At 68.9% G+C, this 15,770-nt stretch carries 18 protein-coding genes; 3 read left to right on the top strand and 15 right to left on the bottom strand.

What is annotated here, in order from left to right:
- Positions 1–61 precede the first annotated feature (61 nt).
- The 9 genes from ACZ5M6_RS04815 to ACZ5M6_RS04775 all read right to left on the bottom strand — a co-directional run bounded on the left by ACZ5M6_RS04815 (position 62) and on the right by ACZ5M6_RS04775 (position 6,611).
- Positions 62–337: a BrnA antitoxin family protein gene (locus tag ACZ5M6_RS04815; protein ID WP_054764706.1), complete on the bottom strand. Its 276-nt coding sequence runs from the start codon at positions 335–337 to the stop codon at positions 62–64.
- Entirely contained in the window at positions 330–590 is a 261-nt protein-coding gene (locus ACZ5M6_RS04810) for a BrnT family toxin (protein ID WP_054764705.1), read from the bottom strand. The genes ACZ5M6_RS04815 and ACZ5M6_RS04810 overlap by 8 nt, the downstream gene beginning before the upstream one ends.
- Entirely contained in the window at positions 587–1,618 is a 1,032-nt protein-coding gene (gene ruvB, locus ACZ5M6_RS04805; RefSeq protein ID WP_464159808.1) for a Holliday junction branch migration DNA helicase RuvB, read from the bottom strand. Before ruvB ends, ACZ5M6_RS04810 begins: the two co-directional genes overlap by 4 nt.
- Positions 1,619–1,784: 166 nt before the next feature.
- Entirely contained in the window at positions 1,785–2,414 is a 630-nt protein-coding gene (gene ruvA / locus ACZ5M6_RS04800) for a Holliday junction branch migration protein RuvA (RefSeq protein WP_054766827.1), read from the bottom strand.
- Complete coding sequence (ruvC, locus tag ACZ5M6_RS04795; protein ID WP_191555016.1) at positions 2,411–2,929, bottom strand: crossover junction endodeoxyribonuclease RuvC; 519 nt, start codon at positions 2,927–2,929, stop codon at positions 2,411–2,413. The genes ruvA and ruvC overlap by 4 nt, the downstream gene beginning before the upstream one ends.
- 69 nt (positions 2,930–2,998) lie before the next feature.
- Complete coding sequence (locus tag ACZ5M6_RS04790; protein ID WP_464159807.1) at positions 2,999–3,529, bottom strand: hemerythrin domain-containing protein; 531 nt, start codon at positions 3,527–3,529, stop codon at positions 2,999–3,001.
- Positions 3,530–3,607: 78 nt separating this feature from the next.
- Positions 3,608–4,306, bottom strand: coding sequence for an MgtC/SapB family protein (locus ACZ5M6_RS04785; protein ID WP_464159806.1), 699 nt, complete (start codon positions 4,304–4,306; stop codon positions 3,608–3,610).
- A 55-nt stretch (positions 4,307–4,361) separates the two neighbouring features.
- Positions 4,362–5,714, bottom strand: coding sequence for a hypothetical protein (locus ACZ5M6_RS04780; RefSeq protein WP_348683859.1), 1,353 nt, complete (start codon positions 5,712–5,714; stop codon positions 4,362–4,364).
- A 123-nt stretch (positions 5,715–5,837) separates the two neighbouring features.
- On the bottom strand, positions 5,838–6,611 hold the full coding sequence (locus tag ACZ5M6_RS04775) for a YebC/PmpR family DNA-binding transcriptional regulator (protein WP_182714877.1): 774 nt from the start codon (positions 6,609–6,611) through the stop codon (positions 5,838–5,840).
- 146 nt (positions 6,612–6,757) lie between these two features.
- On the opposite strand from ACZ5M6_RS04775, the gene ACZ5M6_RS04770 reads away from it, so the two are divergent.
- On the top strand, positions 6,758–6,955 hold the full coding sequence (locus tag ACZ5M6_RS04770) for a hypothetical protein (RefSeq protein ID WP_054764699.1): 198 nt from the start codon (positions 6,758–6,760) through the stop codon (positions 6,953–6,955).
- A gap of 93 nt (positions 6,956–7,048) precedes the next feature.
- On the opposite strand, the gene ACZ5M6_RS04765 is transcribed toward ACZ5M6_RS04770, so the two are convergent.
- The 4 genes from ACZ5M6_RS04765 to ACZ5M6_RS04750 form a co-directional block, all read right to left on the bottom strand.
- Positions 7,049–8,779: a cellulase family glycosylhydrolase gene (locus ACZ5M6_RS04765; RefSeq protein ID WP_464159805.1), complete on the bottom strand. Its 1,731-nt coding sequence runs from the start codon at positions 8,777–8,779 to the stop codon at positions 7,049–7,051.
- 147 nt (positions 8,780–8,926) lie between these two features.
- Positions 8,927–9,331 carry a hypothetical protein gene (locus ACZ5M6_RS04760; RefSeq protein ID WP_182714879.1) on the bottom strand — a complete coding sequence of 135 codons (405 nt, stop codon included), beginning with the start codon at positions 9,329–9,331 and terminating at the stop codon, positions 8,927–8,929.
- A 189-nt stretch (positions 9,332–9,520) separates the two neighbouring features.
- A complete protein-coding gene (locus ACZ5M6_RS04755) occupies positions 9,521–10,675 on the bottom strand; it encodes a serine hydrolase domain-containing protein (RefSeq protein ID WP_464159804.1) in 1,155 nt (384 codons plus the stop codon).
- Between the two features lie 87 nt (positions 10,676–10,762).
- Entirely contained in the window at positions 10,763–11,197 is a 435-nt protein-coding gene (locus ACZ5M6_RS04750) for an acyl-CoA thioesterase (RefSeq protein ID WP_182714881.1), read from the bottom strand.
- 157 nt (positions 11,198–11,354) lie between these two features.
- Between ACZ5M6_RS04750 and ACZ5M6_RS04745 the strand changes: the two genes are divergently transcribed.
- Positions 11,355–12,485, top strand: coding sequence for a zinc-dependent alcohol dehydrogenase family protein (locus ACZ5M6_RS04745; RefSeq protein ID WP_464159803.1), 1,131 nt, complete (start codon positions 11,355–11,357; stop codon positions 12,483–12,485).
- Positions 12,486–12,563: 78 nt separating this feature from the next.
- Complete coding sequence (locus ACZ5M6_RS04740) at positions 12,564–13,184, top strand: hypothetical protein (RefSeq protein WP_054764692.1); 621 nt, start codon at positions 12,564–12,566, stop codon at positions 13,182–13,184.
- Positions 13,185–13,188: 4 nt separating this feature from the next.
- Here ACZ5M6_RS04740 and ACZ5M6_RS04735 read toward each other — a convergent pair whose 3' ends face one another.
- Together ACZ5M6_RS04735 and ACZ5M6_RS04730 are read right to left on the bottom strand one after the other, a co-directional pair.
- Positions 13,189–13,989, bottom strand: a complete 801-nt coding sequence (locus ACZ5M6_RS04735) for an alpha/beta hydrolase family protein (protein WP_464159802.1) — start codon at positions 13,987–13,989, stop codon at positions 13,189–13,191.
- A 114-nt stretch (positions 13,990–14,103) separates the two neighbouring features.
- Entirely contained in the window at positions 14,104–15,651 is a 1,548-nt protein-coding gene (locus ACZ5M6_RS04730; RefSeq protein ID WP_464159801.1) for a TolB family protein, read from the bottom strand.
- Positions 15,652–15,770: the final 119 nt, after the last annotated feature.

The raw sequence follows: 15,770 nt of genomic DNA, 5'->3' as shown, positions 1-15,770 counted from the left end.
GAGGGCTCCGGTTCGTCCCAGCAAACCCCCGCCCGCCTCGCTTGGCAACGCCTATCGACGATCAGGCCGCGTGTTTCTTGCGCGCCGCCTCGGTCAGGGTCTGGGCCATCCGCTCCTTCCAGTCTTCGCCCTCTTCGGCGAAGGCGCGAATGGTGTCGGCAGGCAGTTTCAGACCGACTTCGCGCTCGGCGACGATCTGGGCGTAAAGCTCAGGCAAGGCTTCCCGCAAAGGCCGCGCCCTGGCGAAATCCTCATCCGTCCACTCCGGATTCTGGGGATCGTCGATCTCGCCATCCTCATAGTCGTTCGGATCGAGGCTGAATTCGGGATCAGCCATAGCGTCGGACCTCCTTGACGTTCGCGCGCCGCAGACTGATGGCCCTTATTACGCCGTCGCGGACGGTGAAGGCCAGCATATGCAGCCGTCCGTCCAACATACCATAGGCGCGCCAGCGTGGCTCGCCGTAATCCTGACGGTCATCCACCAGCACATAAGCGGTGCGGAGATCGATTTCGCTGGCGCGCGCCAAAGACAGCCCGTGTTTCTCGCGGTTGATCCCATCCTTGCCCGGATCGAAGGCGATCGTCATTCAAACAGGTCGCCCGGCACGGGTCCGACGGCGGGTTGCGCCGGCGGGGTCAGCCCCAGATGCGCATAGGCCTTGGCGCAGGCCATGCGGCCGCGCGGGGTGCGCATGATGAAGCCTTGTTGCAGCAGATAGGGTTCGATCACGTCCTCGACCGCGTCGCGCGCCTCGGCGATGGCCGCCGCCAGAGTGTCCATCCCCACCGGGCCGCCGCCGTAGTTTTCGATCAGGGCCTTCAGGAACCGCCGGTCCAGACTGTCCAGCCCGGCCTCGTCCACCTCCAGCCGCGCCAGGGCCCGCGCCGCCACCAGTTTCGAGATGGTCTCCGCCCCTTCCGCCGAGGCGAAGTCGCGAACCCGGCGCAGCAGCCGCCCGGCGATCCGGGGCGTGCCCCGCGCCCGCGAGGCGATCTCGCGCGCCCCGGCCTCGTCGATCCCGGCGCCCATCTTGCGCGCCGTGCCGCGCACCACCGCCGTCAGTTCGTCAGGCGTATAGAACTCGAGCCGCAGCGGAATCCCGAACCGGTCCCGCAGCGGCGTGGCCAACAGGCCCGCCCGGGTCGTGGCCCCCACCAGGGTGAAGGGCGCCAGGTCGATCCGCACCGACCGCGCCGACGGCCCTTCGCCGATGATCAGGTCCAGCACATGGTCCTCCATGGCCGGATACAGGATCTCCTCGACCTGGGGGCTTAAGCGGTGGATTTCGTCGATGAACAGGACGTCGCGCGGCTCAAGATTGGTCAGGATCGCGGCCAGATCGCCCGCCTTGGCCAGGATCGGGCCGGACGTGGCCCGAAAACCCACCCCCAGCTCGCGCGCCACGATCTGCGCCAAAGTCGTCTTGCCCAGACCGGGCGGGCCGAACAGCAGCACATGATCCAGGGCCTCCGCCCGGCCACGCGCGGCGTCGATGAAGACCTTCAGATTGCCCTTGGCCTGAGACTGGCCGACGAACTCCGCCAGGGTCTGGGGCCGCAGGGCGCGGTCGAAAGCTTCGCCCGTTTCGGCCTCGGGGGAGATGATGCGGGTCATGGTCGACCTGGGTGGCGAGTGGCTGCCGAGTGGCGAGTGGCGAGTGGCGAGTGGCGAGAAAGCCGCCCCGCTTTCAGCCCATCATCGGCAAAAGCGGCGTACAGTCCGGTGCGGCCACACGACAGCGCTCGCCACCCGCCACTCGCCACTCGCCACTCCCTTCCAATCACCGCCCCAGCTCCTGCAGGGCCGCGCGGATCACCGCCGACAGTTCGGCCTCTTCGCCCAAACGGATCAACGCCTGATCCACGGCGCGGCGCGCATTGACCTCGGCGACGCCCAGCCCGAGCAGGGCCGACACGGCCTCGCCGGTGATGGACGGAACCGGCGGTGCGATCTCGACGTGCATGCCGGGTGCGGCCGGCGCAAAGCTGACGTCACCCACTATACTGCTTAGGGGCTTGCCCTTCAGCTCGGTGACGATCCGCAGCGCCAGTTTCGGCCCCACGCCGTTGGCCCGCGCCACCGCCGCCTTGTCTTCGCGCGCCACAGCCGACGCCAGTTCGCCGGGCGGCAGCACGTCCAGCACCGCCAGGGCCGCCTTGGGCCCCACGCCCTGAATGGCCAAAAGGGTCGTGAAGGCCCGCCGCTCGTCGCGGGTCAGGAATCCATACAGGCGCGGCCCCGCATCCTCGCTCCACTGCGAATGGACATGCAGGGTCGTCTCGTCCCCCGGCGCCGGCAGCCGGCCCAGGGTCCGCGCCCCGCACGACACTACATAGCCCACCCCGCCGCAGTCGATCAGGCAGTCCGCCTCCCCGACCTCGGCCAGCACGCCTCTCAACCGCCCGATCACGCCGCCCCCCGGTGCATGGCTTCCAGCAAGGACCGTTTCCTCAGTTGCGCATGGGTGATCGCCACGGCCAGGGCGTCGGCGGCGTCCGCCTTCACATCCCCGGCGGTCGGCAGCAGTCGTTTGACCATGAAGCCGATCTGGCCCTTGTCAGCGTGGCCGGCGCCCACCACGGCCTTCTTGATCAGGTTCGGCGAATATTCCGCGACCCTTAAGCCCCTTTGGGCCGGCGCCAGCATGACCGCCGCCCGGGCATGGCCCAGCTTCAGGGTCGAGGACGGGTTGACGTTGACGAACACCTCCTCCACCGCCGCCTCCTCGCAGCCGTGGTCGGCCAAGATGGTCCCCAGCGCTTCGAACAGGAACAGCAGACGTTCGGAAAAGGGCGCGGCCTCGGGCGGGGCCACCACCCCGTGCGCCACCCAGCGCAGGCGCGCGCCGTCGGCTGTGATCACGCCCCAGCCGGTGCGTCGCAGACCGGGGTCCAGGCCGATGATTCTGACTGTTTCGTTCGCCATCCGTTCCCCTCATGCCGCAAAGAGGGTTAGCGGGCAATGAACAGCTTCAGAAACCCGGCCCGATCGACCTCAGCCGTGGGCCTCCACATAGGCGTCCGGGTGCTTGTTGACCGGCTTCACCCCTGTGATGTGTTCGGCCTCGAAGGCGGCGAACCGGACCGCCAGGTCGTGCCGCAGGGCCACGTCGGCGTTGAGGCGGAAGTCGGTCAGGCCCTGCCGCTCCTCCTCGCCCATATGTTTGGAGTTGACCACATTGGCCCGACCCACCGCCGCGAACCAGTCCGGACTGCCGACCGGATGCCGTTCCACCGCCTTGACCGCATCGCGCAGCTTGTTGTGGTCCTCGATGGCGTCTTCGGTCTCGCCCTCTGCCGTCCCGTCGTCGGCGTCATTGGCGCCTTCGCCCAGCTTGATCAGGTCGGGATAGAAGAACCGCTCCTCGGCCTCGGCATGGACGTCCAGAAAGGCCGACAGCCTCAGCCAGACCGCGCTCAGGGCGTCCACGTCCTTCGGGTCGATCTGTTCGATGATCGAAAACAGGCGGCGCTGTTCGGCGTGGTCGTCCAAGATCAGCTGGGTGATGTCCATCGGGGTCTGCATCCTTCGACCGGCGCCGGGCATGGCGGGTCTGACGGTCCACCGGCTAATCCGCGCGGCCCGCGACGGTTCCCGCCCCGCTCAGCCGTCGCGCGGATTCAGCCGATAGGCGGCGACGCCCGGCGCGGCGCACAACAGGCCGGCCAGCCGCTCCAGCTCATCGTCCGTCGCCGCCTTCAGCCGCCAGGATCGCCGGATTCTGCGCCCGTCGTGGATCAGCTCCAGCCGCCCGGAATGGGCTTGGGGGTCGATGGCGCGAATGGCCGCCTGGACCTGATCCTCCGGCGACGGGGCCGCCCGGTCCCAGACCACGACCACATCCACCACCTTGCGGTCGGGCAGGCGCAGGTCGATCAGCCGCAGTCCCCCCAGGATCAGGGCCGTAACCCCGGTCCCCAGGGCGCCCAGGCCGTAAAGCCCCGCCCCGAACAGCAGCCCTATGGCCGAGGTGATCCACAGGGAGGCGGCCGTGGTCAGGCCGTGCACGGAAAATCCGGTGCGGAAGATCACTCCGGCGCACAGAAAGCCGATGCCGGTCAGCACCCCATGGGCCATCCGCGTCGGATCGGTGACGATGTTCTCATCCGGCAGGGCGCGGAACGCCCAGTCGGCCTGGCGCATGGCCGCCAGCATCAGAAGGGCCGAGGCCAGACTGACCAGGATGTGGGTTCTGAACCCGGCCGCGCGGCCGCGCCATTCGCGCTCCAGCCCGATCGTCCCGCCGGCAACGACCGCCCCGAGGATCGGCCAGAGCGCGCCGTTCAACAGGTCGCTCATCATGCCGATCAAGCGACGGGAGCGCCCGAATGTTCCGGGCGCGTCCTATTTCGGACGATCAGCCGACGATGGCCTGAAGCTGGGCGGCGGCGTCGGCGATGCTGGGACGGCCGCCCCGGCCCCGACGGGCGGCGTCCAGGGCGGCGGCCGACATGGCGGCCTCGGCCCGCACGCTTTCCAGATCTTCGCGCAGGGCGCTGATCTGCTGGTTCAGGGTCTGGACGCGCTTCTCATGCTCGTCCTGGGCCGCGCTCAGCTTGGCCTGCAGCTTGACCATCCGGTCCTCGGCCCGGGCGATGGCCTTGTCGTGGCCGGCGGCCGCCTTGGCCAGGGCGTCGGCGCGGTCCACGGCCGCCACGCGGGCGACCTCCATGGCGGCCTGACGCTGACGCGCCTCCTCGATCTCGCTCTCCAGGGCGCGCACCCGCTCCACGGCGCGGTCCAGATTGATCTGCAGCGTGTCCGCCCGGCGCTCGGCCGCATGGCCCCCGGTCTGAAGTTCGCCCAGCCGCGAGGTCAGTTCGCTGTTCAGCACCTCCAGGCCGTTGGCCCGGGCCGTGGCCGTGTCCAGGCGCGCGGTCAGGGAGGCGGCCTCGGCGCGGGCGGCCTCGACCTGGCTTTCCAGAGTGCGGATGGCGCGGGCGGCCTCGGCCTGTTCGGAGGCGGCGCGGGCGCGTTCGGTCGCCAGCTGGCCCTCGCCGGTCGCTGCGGCCCGCGCCAGGGCGGCTACCTCGGTCCCCACCTCGTCCACGCGGCGGCGCAGCACGGTGTTCTCTTCCAGCACCAGGGCGTGGTCGCGCTGGATCTGGGCGCGGGCGGCCTCCAGCTCGGACCGCGCCGTCTCGGCCTGGGTCAGCTGTATGCGCAGCGACTCCTGGTCCTGCTCCAGTTCGCGGATGCGCTGGACGGCGGCGCGATCGACCGCCTCGAACCCTTCGATCCGGGTGGCGGACTGGGCCAGGTCGGCGCGCAGCCGGCCGATCTCGACCCGGGCCTCCTGCAGATTGGCCGCGCTCTCGGCGCCGCGCGCCTCCAGATCGTCCACCTTGGCCTCGGCCTCCGCCAGGGCCTCGGACAGGCGGCGCACCTCGGCGTTGGCCAGACCCAGCTGCCGGGCCGCCTCGTCATGGGCGTTGCGCAGATTGACCAGTTCGACGTGGTTGTCGCGTCGCGACCGGAACTCGGCCTCCAGCGGATCGCGCAGCTGGCCCAGCAGGGTCTCGAAGGTCCCGAACCGCTGGGCCATTTCGGCCAGCTGATCCAGACTGTCCTGGATGGTTTCGAACCGTTCGCCGATCAGGCCGGCGACGTCCTGCTCCTCCGCCCGCGAAGCGGGGGCGGCGGCCGGGGCCTCATTGCCCTGGGCCTTGCCGCTGCGGGACAGAACCCGGTCTATTCTGGTCAGCTTCATGATCGCGCCCCTCGTCCTCGCCCCAGAGCGGCGACGCGACCTCAGGTCGAATCAGCCGCTCCCCAAACGTTGACGAAAGGTTAATCCGAGGGAGCCGTCCAAGTCGAGACCCGCGTTCGCCGATCAGCCGGCGTATTTCGCCGCATCCTCGTCGGAAATATCCTCATTGGAATAGACGGCGGACACGTCGTCCTCGGCGTCCAGGGCGTCCAGCAGTTTGAACAGGGTTCCGACCGCCTCGCCCGTCACCGTCACTTCCGACTGGGGCTTCCAGACGATGGCGGTGGACTTGGGGTCGCCCAGCACCTTGGACATGGCCTCGGCCACCTCGTTCAGGTCCTCATAGGCGGTCCAGATGGTGTGGCCCGGCGCGTCCTCATAGATGTCCGGCTTGACCAGATCGCTCTCGACGTCCTGGGCGCCCGCCTCGATGGCGGCCTCCATCACGGCGTCCTCTGTGCCGGCCTCGGCCGGATAGACGATCTTGCCCACCTTGTCCCACATGAAGGCGACCGAGTTCATCTCGCCCAGGGCGCCGCCGTTCTTCTTGAAGGCCGTGCCGATGTTGGAGGCCGCGCGGTTGCGGTTGTCGGTCAGGGCCTCGACGATGATGCCGACGCCGCCGGGGCCCCGGCCCTCGTAGCGGACCTCTTCCATCGTATCCACGTCGCCGCCCGAGGCCTTGTTGATCGCCCGCTGGATCACGTCCTTGGGCAGGCTTTCGGCCTTGGCGTTGTTGATGGCCAGGCGCAGGCGCGGATTGGCGGCCGGGTCCGGCAGGCCCGACTTGGCCGCCACGGTGATGTCGCGCGACAGTTTGGAGAACAGTTTGGAGCGCTGCGCGTCCGCGCGCCCCTTGCGGTGCATGATGTTCTTGAATTTCGAGTGGCCGGCCATGGGGATCGTCTTCGACAGTCTGAAACCTGAGCCGCGCTCCCTAGCCGATGCGCGGCAGGCTGTCACGCCGCCGCGACGGCGTCGAAGCGCAGTGGAACCTCAACCATTTGGGGGTATTGATCCCTGAAGCCGATAAGGAGCCCCCGATGAACGCGACCGACATCTATGAAGCCGAGGGCCGCGCCGACGACGACCTGCACGAGGCCGACATCGTCGAATGGTACGAGGCCCGCCCCGTCACCGTCCCCGCCGCCGTCGCCGCCGGCTCCATCATCGCCGCCTTCACCCTGGGCGCCCTGACGGCGGTGGGCGTGCTGTTCCTGACGGGACAGCTGGACGACTGAAGTCAGCCTCTCCGCCAATCCCGGCGAAAGCCGGGACCAGCCCTTTCGGCGCGCAGCAACGCTCCCGCCGTGATCCTCGGGCTCGACCGACGCTCAAGGCTCCACGCGAAACGCCTTTACCCGGCAGTCCTCGCAATCCTCCGCCCGCACGATCAGGGTGTTGGTCCCTTCCAGAAAGGACAGGGCCGGCGTCGTCGCCTGGCCCCAGCCGTCGCCCGCCGGAAGATCGACCGGCGTCGCCGCGCCGCCGTTCAGCGACACCGACACCCGGCCGCCGGTTCCGACCACCGTAAGCGCCCGCGTCCCGGCCGTTTCCGCCGTCACGGTATAGCGCAGCCACTCCCCCGTCTCGAACTCGGCCACGACCGGCTCGCCCTCGACCACGGCGATGTCCACCCCGTCGTTCCTGAAGGTCCGGCCGGTGTTCCACCAGGGCACGCGCTCACCCGGCCCGTCGATGTCGGAATCATAGACGTCCGACCAGGCCGCGCCCGCCCGGCCCAGGTCATAGTCCGCCGCCCGAATCGTCGCCCCCGACGTCCCGATGCGGTGATCGGCAAAGGGGACCGCCGCGTCCGAATGGGGCCGGCGCAGCAGGGCGTCGACCACGTCGCGATGTTTGACGGTGTTCTCGAACCGGACGTCCTGGGTCGCCAGCCGCATCAGGGTCGCCTCCGCCTCCGCCGCCGACGGCCGCTCTCCCTTGCCGGTCCAATAGGCGACCAGCCGCGCCCAGCCGGGATTGGGTTTGATCTCCAGCGGCTGGTTGAAGCCGATCTTCTTCAGCGGCCAGAAGGCCCAGCCGATCCCCTCGCCCTCGACCAGGGCCACGGTCTGCGTGAACCAGGTGTTGGAGTTCTCGCCGGATTCGCCCAGCCACAGCGGCGCGCCGGTCTCCTCTCTCAACCGCAGCATCTCGGCGATCGAGGCCCGGTCAGTCGCGTTCCAATATTTGTGGAAGCTGATGACCGTATTGTCGTCCCACAGAGGCGTGACGCCGCGATAGTTGTTGCCCCAGCAGTTCCCCTCGATGACGATCATGTGCCGCTGATCGACCTCGCGGATCGCCGCTGTGATCTCCATCATCAGCGACCGCAGCGGGACGTTGGCCGTCTGCTCGCAGCCGTGGCCGCCGCCGGGCTTTTCGAAATCCCAGTTGGGTTCGTTGATCAGGTCATAGGCGCCGATGGCCGGCTCGTCCGCATAGCGTTCGGCCAGCCGCCGCCACAGGGCCACGGTCTTCCTGCGGTTCTCCGCGCTGTCCCACAGCGACGGCTTTGCCGGATCCCGGTCCGATATGGCCAGGTCGCTCCCCTGCCCGCCCGGCGCGGCGTGCAGGTCCAGGATCAGGTACATCCCATTGGCCTTGACCCAGGCCAGCAGGGCGTCGATCTCGGCGAAGCCCTCCTCCTTCCAGGTGTCCCGCCCCGCGACCGGCTCCTGATCCACCGGCAGGGTCAGCCGGTCGTAATGCATCGGCAGCCGCACCGAGTTGAATCCCCAGCGCCCCATGGCGTCGATGTCGGCCTTGGTCGTATGGTTGGCGCGCCAGGCGGCGTAGAAGGCTTCGGTCTTCTCCTCGCCGATCAGATCGGCGATCCGCCCCCGGATCACATGCTGCTGACCCAGGGCGCCGAGCTGAAGCATATAGCCTTCCTGCAGCACCCAGCCGCCCAGACCCATGCCGCGCAGAACAACGGGCCGCCCCGTCTCATCGACGATCCGCGCCCCTTCGGCCCGCAGGAAACCGCCCGTCTGGGCCGCCGCGCCGCCGGCGCAAAGCACCGCGCTCGCGGCCAAGACCGCGATCCATCCCGTCCTCATGGCGTTCCTCCACGCGCTTTTGTGGGAACGTTCTCACGCGCAGGGCCGATTGGCTAGGGCGGGGGCCTCAGATTGGCGCCGTGCCTTGTCCGAGATGAGGCGATGGCAGACGGCCCCTCAGAGCCCAAGGAAAACCGTCGACTCCTCTCAAACCGCGCGATAACGCTCCAAAAAGGTCAGGGCTCCTACCGTCAACGAGGGTATGTTCACTGCGGCCGATATGCTCTGATTCAGAGGTTCATACACATCGACGAAGGCGTTCCAGTCGGGCCCTTCGACCTCCCAGCGCGTGACGGATCCGGTGTGTCTATTGGTATTCGAACCACTCTGCCGAATGTGGGCGTAATAGCCGGCGCCGGGCGTCGGGGTCCATGTCTCCAAATTCCCGACCATCTCTTTTGGATGCGCCGCTGAAACTTCACCGATATCCAGCGCTGTACCATCCTTGTCGAAGCAGACAATGAAGGGACTAAGTTCGTCGCCGTCGCGCGGCTTGTGGTGAAGCAGAATGAGCTTCTGAAGAGCCAGAACGGCCTCATACGGGTTCAGCATCTGATGACGTCTCCTTGATCCTCACCTCCATTTGGTGATCCTTTCGGCAACCAGCAAGCGAGAAGATCGACAAAGGCTCGCCGCTTCCGGCATGAGCTCGGCCGTATATTCTCAGCTTCAAAGACGGGCGGCTTTGGTGGCGCACCAGTCCCACATCAGGCGACCCGAAGCTTAGGGCCGTCGTGTCGCCTAGCGCCCAGCCTGCGGCTCGCCCGCCGCCGCCCGAACGCGGTCGGCAATGGCGTTGGCCCTTTCGTTCAGCGCGCCTTGGGCGCCCTCAGCCACCGTTGGCGAGATCAGGAAGACGGCCAGGCCCTGGCGCGGATAAAGCGAGATCCAGGACGAGGTGTTGAAGGTGCCGCCGCCATGGTACAGCTGCCCCTCGGTTTCGGGTCTGTAGGTGTTCCAGAAATAGGCGCGGCCGAAGTCGCCGTCCTGGAACAGGGGCGTCGTCGCCTGGGCGGGGATCGGGTCCCGCCGGTCGAAGTAGAGGGCGAGATATCGCCCCATGTCGGCGGTCGTGGCGACCAGGCCGCCGGCCCCGTCGCAGGTTTCGGCGGCCCGGTCGCGCACCGCCAGACGCGCGGGATCCTCGACCGCAGCGCCGCATCGAACGTCGATCCCCCCGTCGCGGGTCTGAAGGAACCGCCGCACCAGTTCGGGATAGGGGGCGCCGTAGACTCCTTCCAGAATCAGGCCGATCAGCCGGGCGCCGGCGTTGCTGTACAGATAGGTTTCACCGGGATCGGACCGCAGCTCGACCGCGTTCAGCCGCCTCAGAAAATCCCGATCGTCATGGGCCGCCAGACAGGCGATGCGGGCCGGATCGGCTGGCTGGTCTTCGCACGCCAGAAGCATCGGCAGGCCCGACATGTGGGTGGCCAGATGACGGACGGTGACGGGCTTGCCGTTGCGGGTCAGCCGCGAGGGATCGACCTGCGGCAGATAGAGGGCGGCCGGCGCGTCCAACGCGACCTTGCCGTCGCGCACCGCCTGGGCCAGCAGCAGGCCGGTAAAGGTCTTGGTCAGGGAGCCGATCTCATAAAGGGTTTGGTCGTCCGGCGCCCGCCCGGACGGCGATCGGCCGTAGTGGAAGGTATGGACCCGCCCCTGATAGACCACGGCGCCCGACACGGACTGATAGCGCCCATCCGCCATCAGCGGCGTCACCTCCGCGGCGGCCGCCGCCAGGATCGCCGCTTCGCCCAAGATCGCCGTCCCCCGTGAGGGCTCCGTCGCCGCGCTCTGGACAGGCTGGGCCGAACAGGCGGCGAGCGGCGTCCAGACGGCGACGCAGGCCAGCGCAAGGGCGCCGGCCGAACCGACAGGAAGGCGAAACGTCATGCGAGCTGCTCCGATAGGCCCCCAGTCCACCACGCCGCCCCGCGCGGGGCCAATGAAGCTTCGGTAATACGACCTGTCAGCGCGGCCTCACCCCGCCTTCAGATTCTCCACCACCGCCCTCAGTTTCGCCGGCAGGGGCTTGGGGCGGCGGGTTTCGGCGTCGACATAGACGTGGACGAAATGGCCGACGGCGGCGGGCACGTCGGTGCTGCGCTTGAAGACCGCAAAGCCGTAGGTGACGCTGGAGGTGCCGATCCGGTCGACCTTGATCCCCACCTCGATCACATCGGGGAACTTCAGCGCCGAGGTGTATTGGCAGCCGCTGTCCACCACCAGGCCGATGGACTCGTCCAGGGCGTTGGCGATCAGCAGATGGGCGTTCACCGCCGAGTCGACGAACTCGTAGAATTTGGCGTTGTTGATATGGCCGTACTGGTCGTTGTCGGCCCAGCGGGTCGAGACCATGTGAAAGGCGCGATAGGTCGCGCGTTCGGCCAGGGCGCCCAGTTCCGTCTTCGGCATCGTCATCATCCTCCCCGGCGATCGTCCGTGTCGCCGTCCAGGTGACGCTCGGGCTTGGACGACGCGGCGTCAAGCGCCTATCGGTAGGCGGACGATCACAAGCGCTCAGGCGGCTGACGACCGCGTCCTCGGCGATAGCGCAAGGAGAAGCTTGACTATGAGCATCACGACCCGCGCGGCTGTTTTGTCGAGGAGCGGCGCCGCCCTTCCCTATGGCGACAGCCGCCCCCTGTCGCTCGAGACTGTGACGCTGGCCGCACCCGGCCCCGGCGAGGTCCTGGTCGCCGTCAAGGCCGCCGGCCTGTGTCATTCGGATCTTTCCGTCATCAACGGCGACCGTCCCCGCCCCCTGCCCATGGCCCTGGGGCATGAGGCCGCAGGCGTGGTCGAGGCCCTGGGCGACGGCGTCACGGACCTGGCTGTCGGCGATCACGTCGTCATGGTCTTCATGCCGTCCTGCGGCCATTGCGACCCGTGCGCCGGCGGCCGTCCCGCCCTGTGCGAGCCGGGCGCCGCCGCCAACGGCCGGGGCGAGCTTCTGTCCGGCGCCCGCCGCCTCTTTCGCGAAGGCGAGCCGGTCAACCACCACCTGGGCTGCTCCGCCTTCGCCGAACGGGCCGTGGTCTCGCGCCGGTCCCTGGTGAAGATCGACCCCGACCTGTCGTTCGAGGAGGCGGCCCTGTTCGGCTGCGCCGTCCTGACCGGCGTCGGGGCCGTGGTGAACACCGCCGGGGTCAAGGCGGGCCAGAGCGTCGTGGTCATCGGCCTGGGCGGCGTGGGCCTGGCCAGCGTCCTGGGCGCCCTGGCCTGCGGCGCCTCGCCCGTCGTCGCCGTGGATCTGTCGGAAGAGAAACTGGCCCTGGCCCGCACCCTGGGGCCCGTCCACACCGTCCAAGCCGCCGATCCCGGCGCCGTCGACCAGGTCCGCGCCCTGACCCACGGCGGCGCCGACTTCGCCTTCGAAATGGCCGGCTCGGCCCGCGCCCTGGAGAACGCCTGGAAGATGACCCGGCGCGGCGGAACCACCGTCACCGCCGGCCTGCCCCCGCCCGAGGCGGCGCTCGCCGTCAACATCGTCTCCCTGGTCGGGGAGGAACGCACCCTGAAGGGCTCCTACATCGGAACCTGCGTCCCCAGCCGCGACATCCCCCGCTATGTCGCCCTCTACCGCCAGGGCCGCCTGCCGGTGGACCGGCTGATGAGCGGCGTCATCCCGCTGGACGAGATCAACGCCGGCTTCGACCGGCTTCACGCCGGGGAGGTGGTGCGGCTGATCGTTCGCCCGTGAAGAGACGGTAATTCCGGCGCCCGTTTTCCGCCGCAAAGCCGAGCGCCAATCCCGGCCCAAGCTTCAGCGGAGATTACCATGCGCCTGTCCCGCCCGTCCTTGGCCGCCGCCATGTCGGCCGTCGTCCTCGCCTTCGCCGCCCCGGCCTTCGCCCAGGACGCCCCATCCGACAACGCCCGGGGGCAGGACAATGCCGAAATGGCGGCCATCTTCGCCGCCGACCAGGCCGTCCGCCAGAACATCGACCCCCAGAAGTTTCGCGACCGCGCCTTCGTCGAGCAGATGCACGCCGCCGACGCCGCCCGGCGCGTTCAGACCCGCGCCCTGCTGGACGCCGGGGCGCTGAAGACCGGCGCCGACTATCGCGCCGCCGCCTTCGTCTTCCAGCACGGCTCGACGCCCGAGGACTATCTGCTGGCCCACAGCCTGGCCGTCGCAGCGGTGGCCAAGGGCGATGCGGACGCCGCCTGGATCGCCGCCGCCACCCTGGACCGCTATCTGCAGATGACGGACAAGCCCCAGATCTACGGCACCCAGACCCGCAAGACCCGCGACGCCCCGGCGACCCTGGAACCTTACGATCGCGCCCTGGTCCCCGACAGCTTGCGGGCCGTCTTCGGCGTCCCGCCCCAGGCGGAACAGGACGCTCGCCTCGCCGCCGTCAACGCCGCAGCCGAAGCTGCGGCGTCCAGGCCCTGATCGCTCAGTTCGCCGCCGGTTTCGGCGGCGCGTTCTTCACGTACAGGTCCAGCCAACGGGTCATCTCCCACAGGGTGTGGCCCACCGATTCCCGCGCGCGGTATCCGTGCGCCTCCAGCGGCAGGGTGACGTAACGCGCCGTCGCCCCCAGCCCCTTCAGCGCCGCATAGAAACGCTCGGACTGGACCGGGAAGGTGCCGGAGTTGTCGTCCGCCTCGCCGTGGATCAGCAGGATCGGCTCATTCATCCGGTCGGCGTAGGTGAAGGGCGACATCTCCGTATAGACCTCGGTCGCCTCCCAATAGTTGCGCTGTTCCGACTGGAAGCCGAACGGGGTCAGGGTGCGGTTATAGGCGCCCGACCGCGCGATCCCGGTCCGGAACAGGTCCGAATGGACCAAGAGGTTCGCCGTCATGAAGGCGCCGTAACTGTGGCCGCCGACGGCGATCCGGTCGCGATCCGCCACCCCCATGCCGACCACCGCATCGACCGCAGCCTTCGCGTCGGCGACCAGTTGTTCGACATAGGTGTCGTTCGGCTCTGCCCCATCCTTGCCGATAATGGGCATGGAGGGGTTGTCGAAGATCGCATAGCCCTGGGTCAGCAGGAACAGATGGCTGGACCCGCCCGGTCGCACGAACCGGTTCTGAACGTCCACCGTCTGGCCCGCCACCGCCGCATCGGTGAACTCGGCCGGATAGGCCCACATCAGCATGGGCAAGGGCCCGTCGCGGTCCTTGTCATAGCCGGCCGGCAGATACAGGGTTCCCGACAGCTTGACCCCGTCGGCCCGCTCATAGGTCACCAGCTGGCGCGTCGCATCCGCCAGCTGCGGCGCCGGATCGGGGAAGTTCGTCAGGGCCGTGGTCTGGCCCGTCGTCAGGTCGCGGATCTGCAGGTTCGGCGGGTCCAGCCGCGTCTAGCGCTGGGTCACCACCCGCTTGCCGTCCGCATCCAGGAAGCCGACCACATATTCATAGTCGGTCTGGGCCGAGGTCCACAGCCGCTCGCTGCGCCCCGTCGCCGGGTCCAGGGCGGCCAGGAAGGGGAATTCGCCCTGGGGCGTGGCGCCCGCCCCCTGCATCAGGATCTTGCCGTCGGGGGTGAAGCGGATCACCGGACGTCCCGCCGCATTGGGCTGGGTCACCGGCTGGCCCGGATTGTCGTAGCGGGCCTGATAGTTCCGCTCCAGCAGCAGCCGGCCCTCGCCGGGCTTGGACGGATCGACCACGAAGCGGCTCTCATGCCGGGTGTTGAACCAGCGGCTGTTGACGACGGCCAAGTCATCCTTGCCCCAGACGATGCCGGCGTACCGCTCCTTCAGGTCGATCAGCTTGACCGGCTCGGCCGTGAAGGGGGCGGCCTGCATGAAGACCCGGTCGCGGAACTCGGCCTGATTGCGGATGTCCCCGCCGTCCAGGGCCTCGACCCAGGTCAGGGTCGCCGGCGCATCGGCCCGCCAGCCCACGGACCGCGGCCCCGGCGCCACGGCGTCGAAGGCGGTCGGCACATCGTCCCTCAGCGGCAAGTCGGCGACGGTCCGCACCACCCGCCCGGCCATGTCCGTCACCACGATCTCGGTCGGGAACAGGCCCGCCGGCACGGCGTAGGAATAGGGCCGTTTGGCGATCTCGTGCAGAATATAGCGGCCGTCGGGAGAGACCGAACTGTCCAGATAGACGGCCGGCGCGCCGATCGTCCGTACACGGCCGTTCAGCGGGACCAGGGTCAGCTGGCTGGTGAAATAATGGTCGAACAGGGCCTCGTCGCCCGGATTGGACAAGAGGTCCTGATAGGTCCGGACCGGCGCCGCGCGCCCGGCCGTCTCCTCGATGTTCGGCCCGGTCGGCGCCGCCGTCACGTCCGGCGCAGCCCCCCGCCCGGCCGGGACCGCCTCGACCAGCAGGCCCGAACTGTCCGGCAGCCAGTCATAGCCGGCCCCGCCCGTCATATTGACCACCGGCTCGGTCAGCTTGCGCGCCTGCGCGCTCGCCACGTCCACGACCCACAGCTCCAGCCCCGTCGGCCGGTCCATGACGAAGGCCAGGTGTTTCGCATCGGGCGAGAAGCGCGCCCCCGTGAACCGCGCCCCCGCCGGCAGGGCCACGACCCGGGGCGATCCTCCGTCCACGGCCTGAAGCGTCAGCCCCGTCAGCCACGAGACCCGGCTCTCGGCCGGCCCGTTGTTGCGCGGATTGATCCGCGACCCCGCCAGCCGCAGCATCGGCTCGGCCAGGGCCTGGATGCTGGGCAGGTTCGACCGGTCCATCAGGACCAGGGTCTTGCGGTCCGGGCTCAGCATCGACGACGGCGTCGGCTTGGCGTCCAGAATGTCGGCGATGGGGGACGGCGGCTGCTGATAGGTCGTCTGGCCGGGCGCCGCGGACTGGGCCAGGGCCCCGCTCGCCGTCGTGGCCAGCAACACCGCCGCCAGCGCAAGGCCGGAACCGCGAACACGCATCATCATCGTCTGAAGTCCCCACTGATTTAAGCGCCAGACTAACGACAGCCAGACGATGGCGGCAACCCCAATCCTCCCCCCTTGGGGGAGGTGGCTCTGAGCGCAGCGAAGAGACGGAGGGGGCC

The sequence above is a fragment of the Brevundimonas sp. Br13 genome, from assembly GCF_055391505.1.
The sequence above is the reverse complement of the archived record's forward strand: the minus strand, read 5'-3'. Positions and strand labels throughout refer to the sequence as shown.

What these genes read in the sequence shown, in the direction of transcription:
- ACZ5M6_RS04815 (WP_054764706.1), bottom strand. Translation starts at nt 337, where the DNA reads ATGGCTGATCCCGAATTCAGCCTCGATCCGAACGACTATGAGGATGGC.
- ACZ5M6_RS04810 (WP_054764705.1), bottom strand. Translation starts at nt 590, where the DNA reads ATGACGATCGCCTTCGATCCGGGCAAGGATGGGATCAACCGCGAGAAA.
- ruvB (WP_464159808.1), bottom strand. Translation starts at nt 1,618, where the DNA reads ATGACCCGCATCATCTCCCCCGAGGCCGAAACGGGCGAAGCTTTCGAC.
- ruvC (WP_191555016.1), bottom strand. Translation starts at nt 2,929, where the DNA reads ATGGCGAACGAAACAGTCAGAATCATCGGCCTGGACCCCGGTCTGCGA.
- ACZ5M6_RS04790 (WP_464159807.1), bottom strand. Translation starts at nt 3,529, where the DNA reads ATGCAGACCCCGATGGACATCACCCAGCTGATCTTGGACGACCACGCC.
- ACZ5M6_RS04785 (WP_464159806.1), bottom strand. Translation starts at nt 4,306, where the DNA reads ATGATGAGCGACCTGTTGAACGGCGCGCTCTGGCCGATCCTCGGGGCG.
- ACZ5M6_RS04780 (WP_348683859.1), bottom strand. Translation starts at nt 5,714, where the DNA reads ATGAAGCTGACCAGAATAGACCGGGTTCTGTCCCGCAGCGGCAAGGCC.
- ACZ5M6_RS04775 (WP_182714877.1), bottom strand. Translation starts at nt 6,611, where the DNA reads ATGGCCGGCCACTCGAAATTCAAGAACATCATGCACCGCAAGGGGCGC.
- ACZ5M6_RS04770 (WP_054764699.1), top strand. Translation starts at nt 6,758, where the DNA reads ATGAACGCGACCGACATCTATGAAGCCGAGGGCCGCGCCGACGACGAC.
- ACZ5M6_RS04765 (WP_464159805.1), bottom strand. Translation starts at nt 8,779, where the DNA reads ATGAGGACGGGATGGATCGCGGTCTTGGCCGCGAGCGCGGTGCTTTGC.
- ACZ5M6_RS04760 (WP_182714879.1), bottom strand. Translation starts at nt 9,331, where the DNA reads ATGCTGAACCCGTATGAGGCCGTTCTGGCTCTTCAGAAGCTCATTCTG.
- ACZ5M6_RS04755 (WP_464159804.1), bottom strand. Translation starts at nt 10,675, where the DNA reads ATGACGTTTCGCCTTCCTGTCGGTTCGGCCGGCGCCCTTGCGCTGGCC.
- ACZ5M6_RS04750 (WP_182714881.1), bottom strand. Translation starts at nt 11,197, where the DNA reads ATGCCGAAGACGGAACTGGGCGCCCTGGCCGAACGCGCGACCTATCGC.
- ACZ5M6_RS04745 (WP_464159803.1), top strand. Translation starts at nt 11,355, where the DNA reads ATGAGCATCACGACCCGCGCGGCTGTTTTGTCGAGGAGCGGCGCCGCC.
- ACZ5M6_RS04740 (WP_054764692.1), top strand. Translation starts at nt 12,564, where the DNA reads ATGCGCCTGTCCCGCCCGTCCTTGGCCGCCGCCATGTCGGCCGTCGTC.
- ACZ5M6_RS04730 (WP_464159801.1), bottom strand. Translation starts at nt 15,651, where the DNA reads ATGATGATGCGTGTTCGCGGTTCCGGCCTTGCGCTGGCGGCGGTGTTG.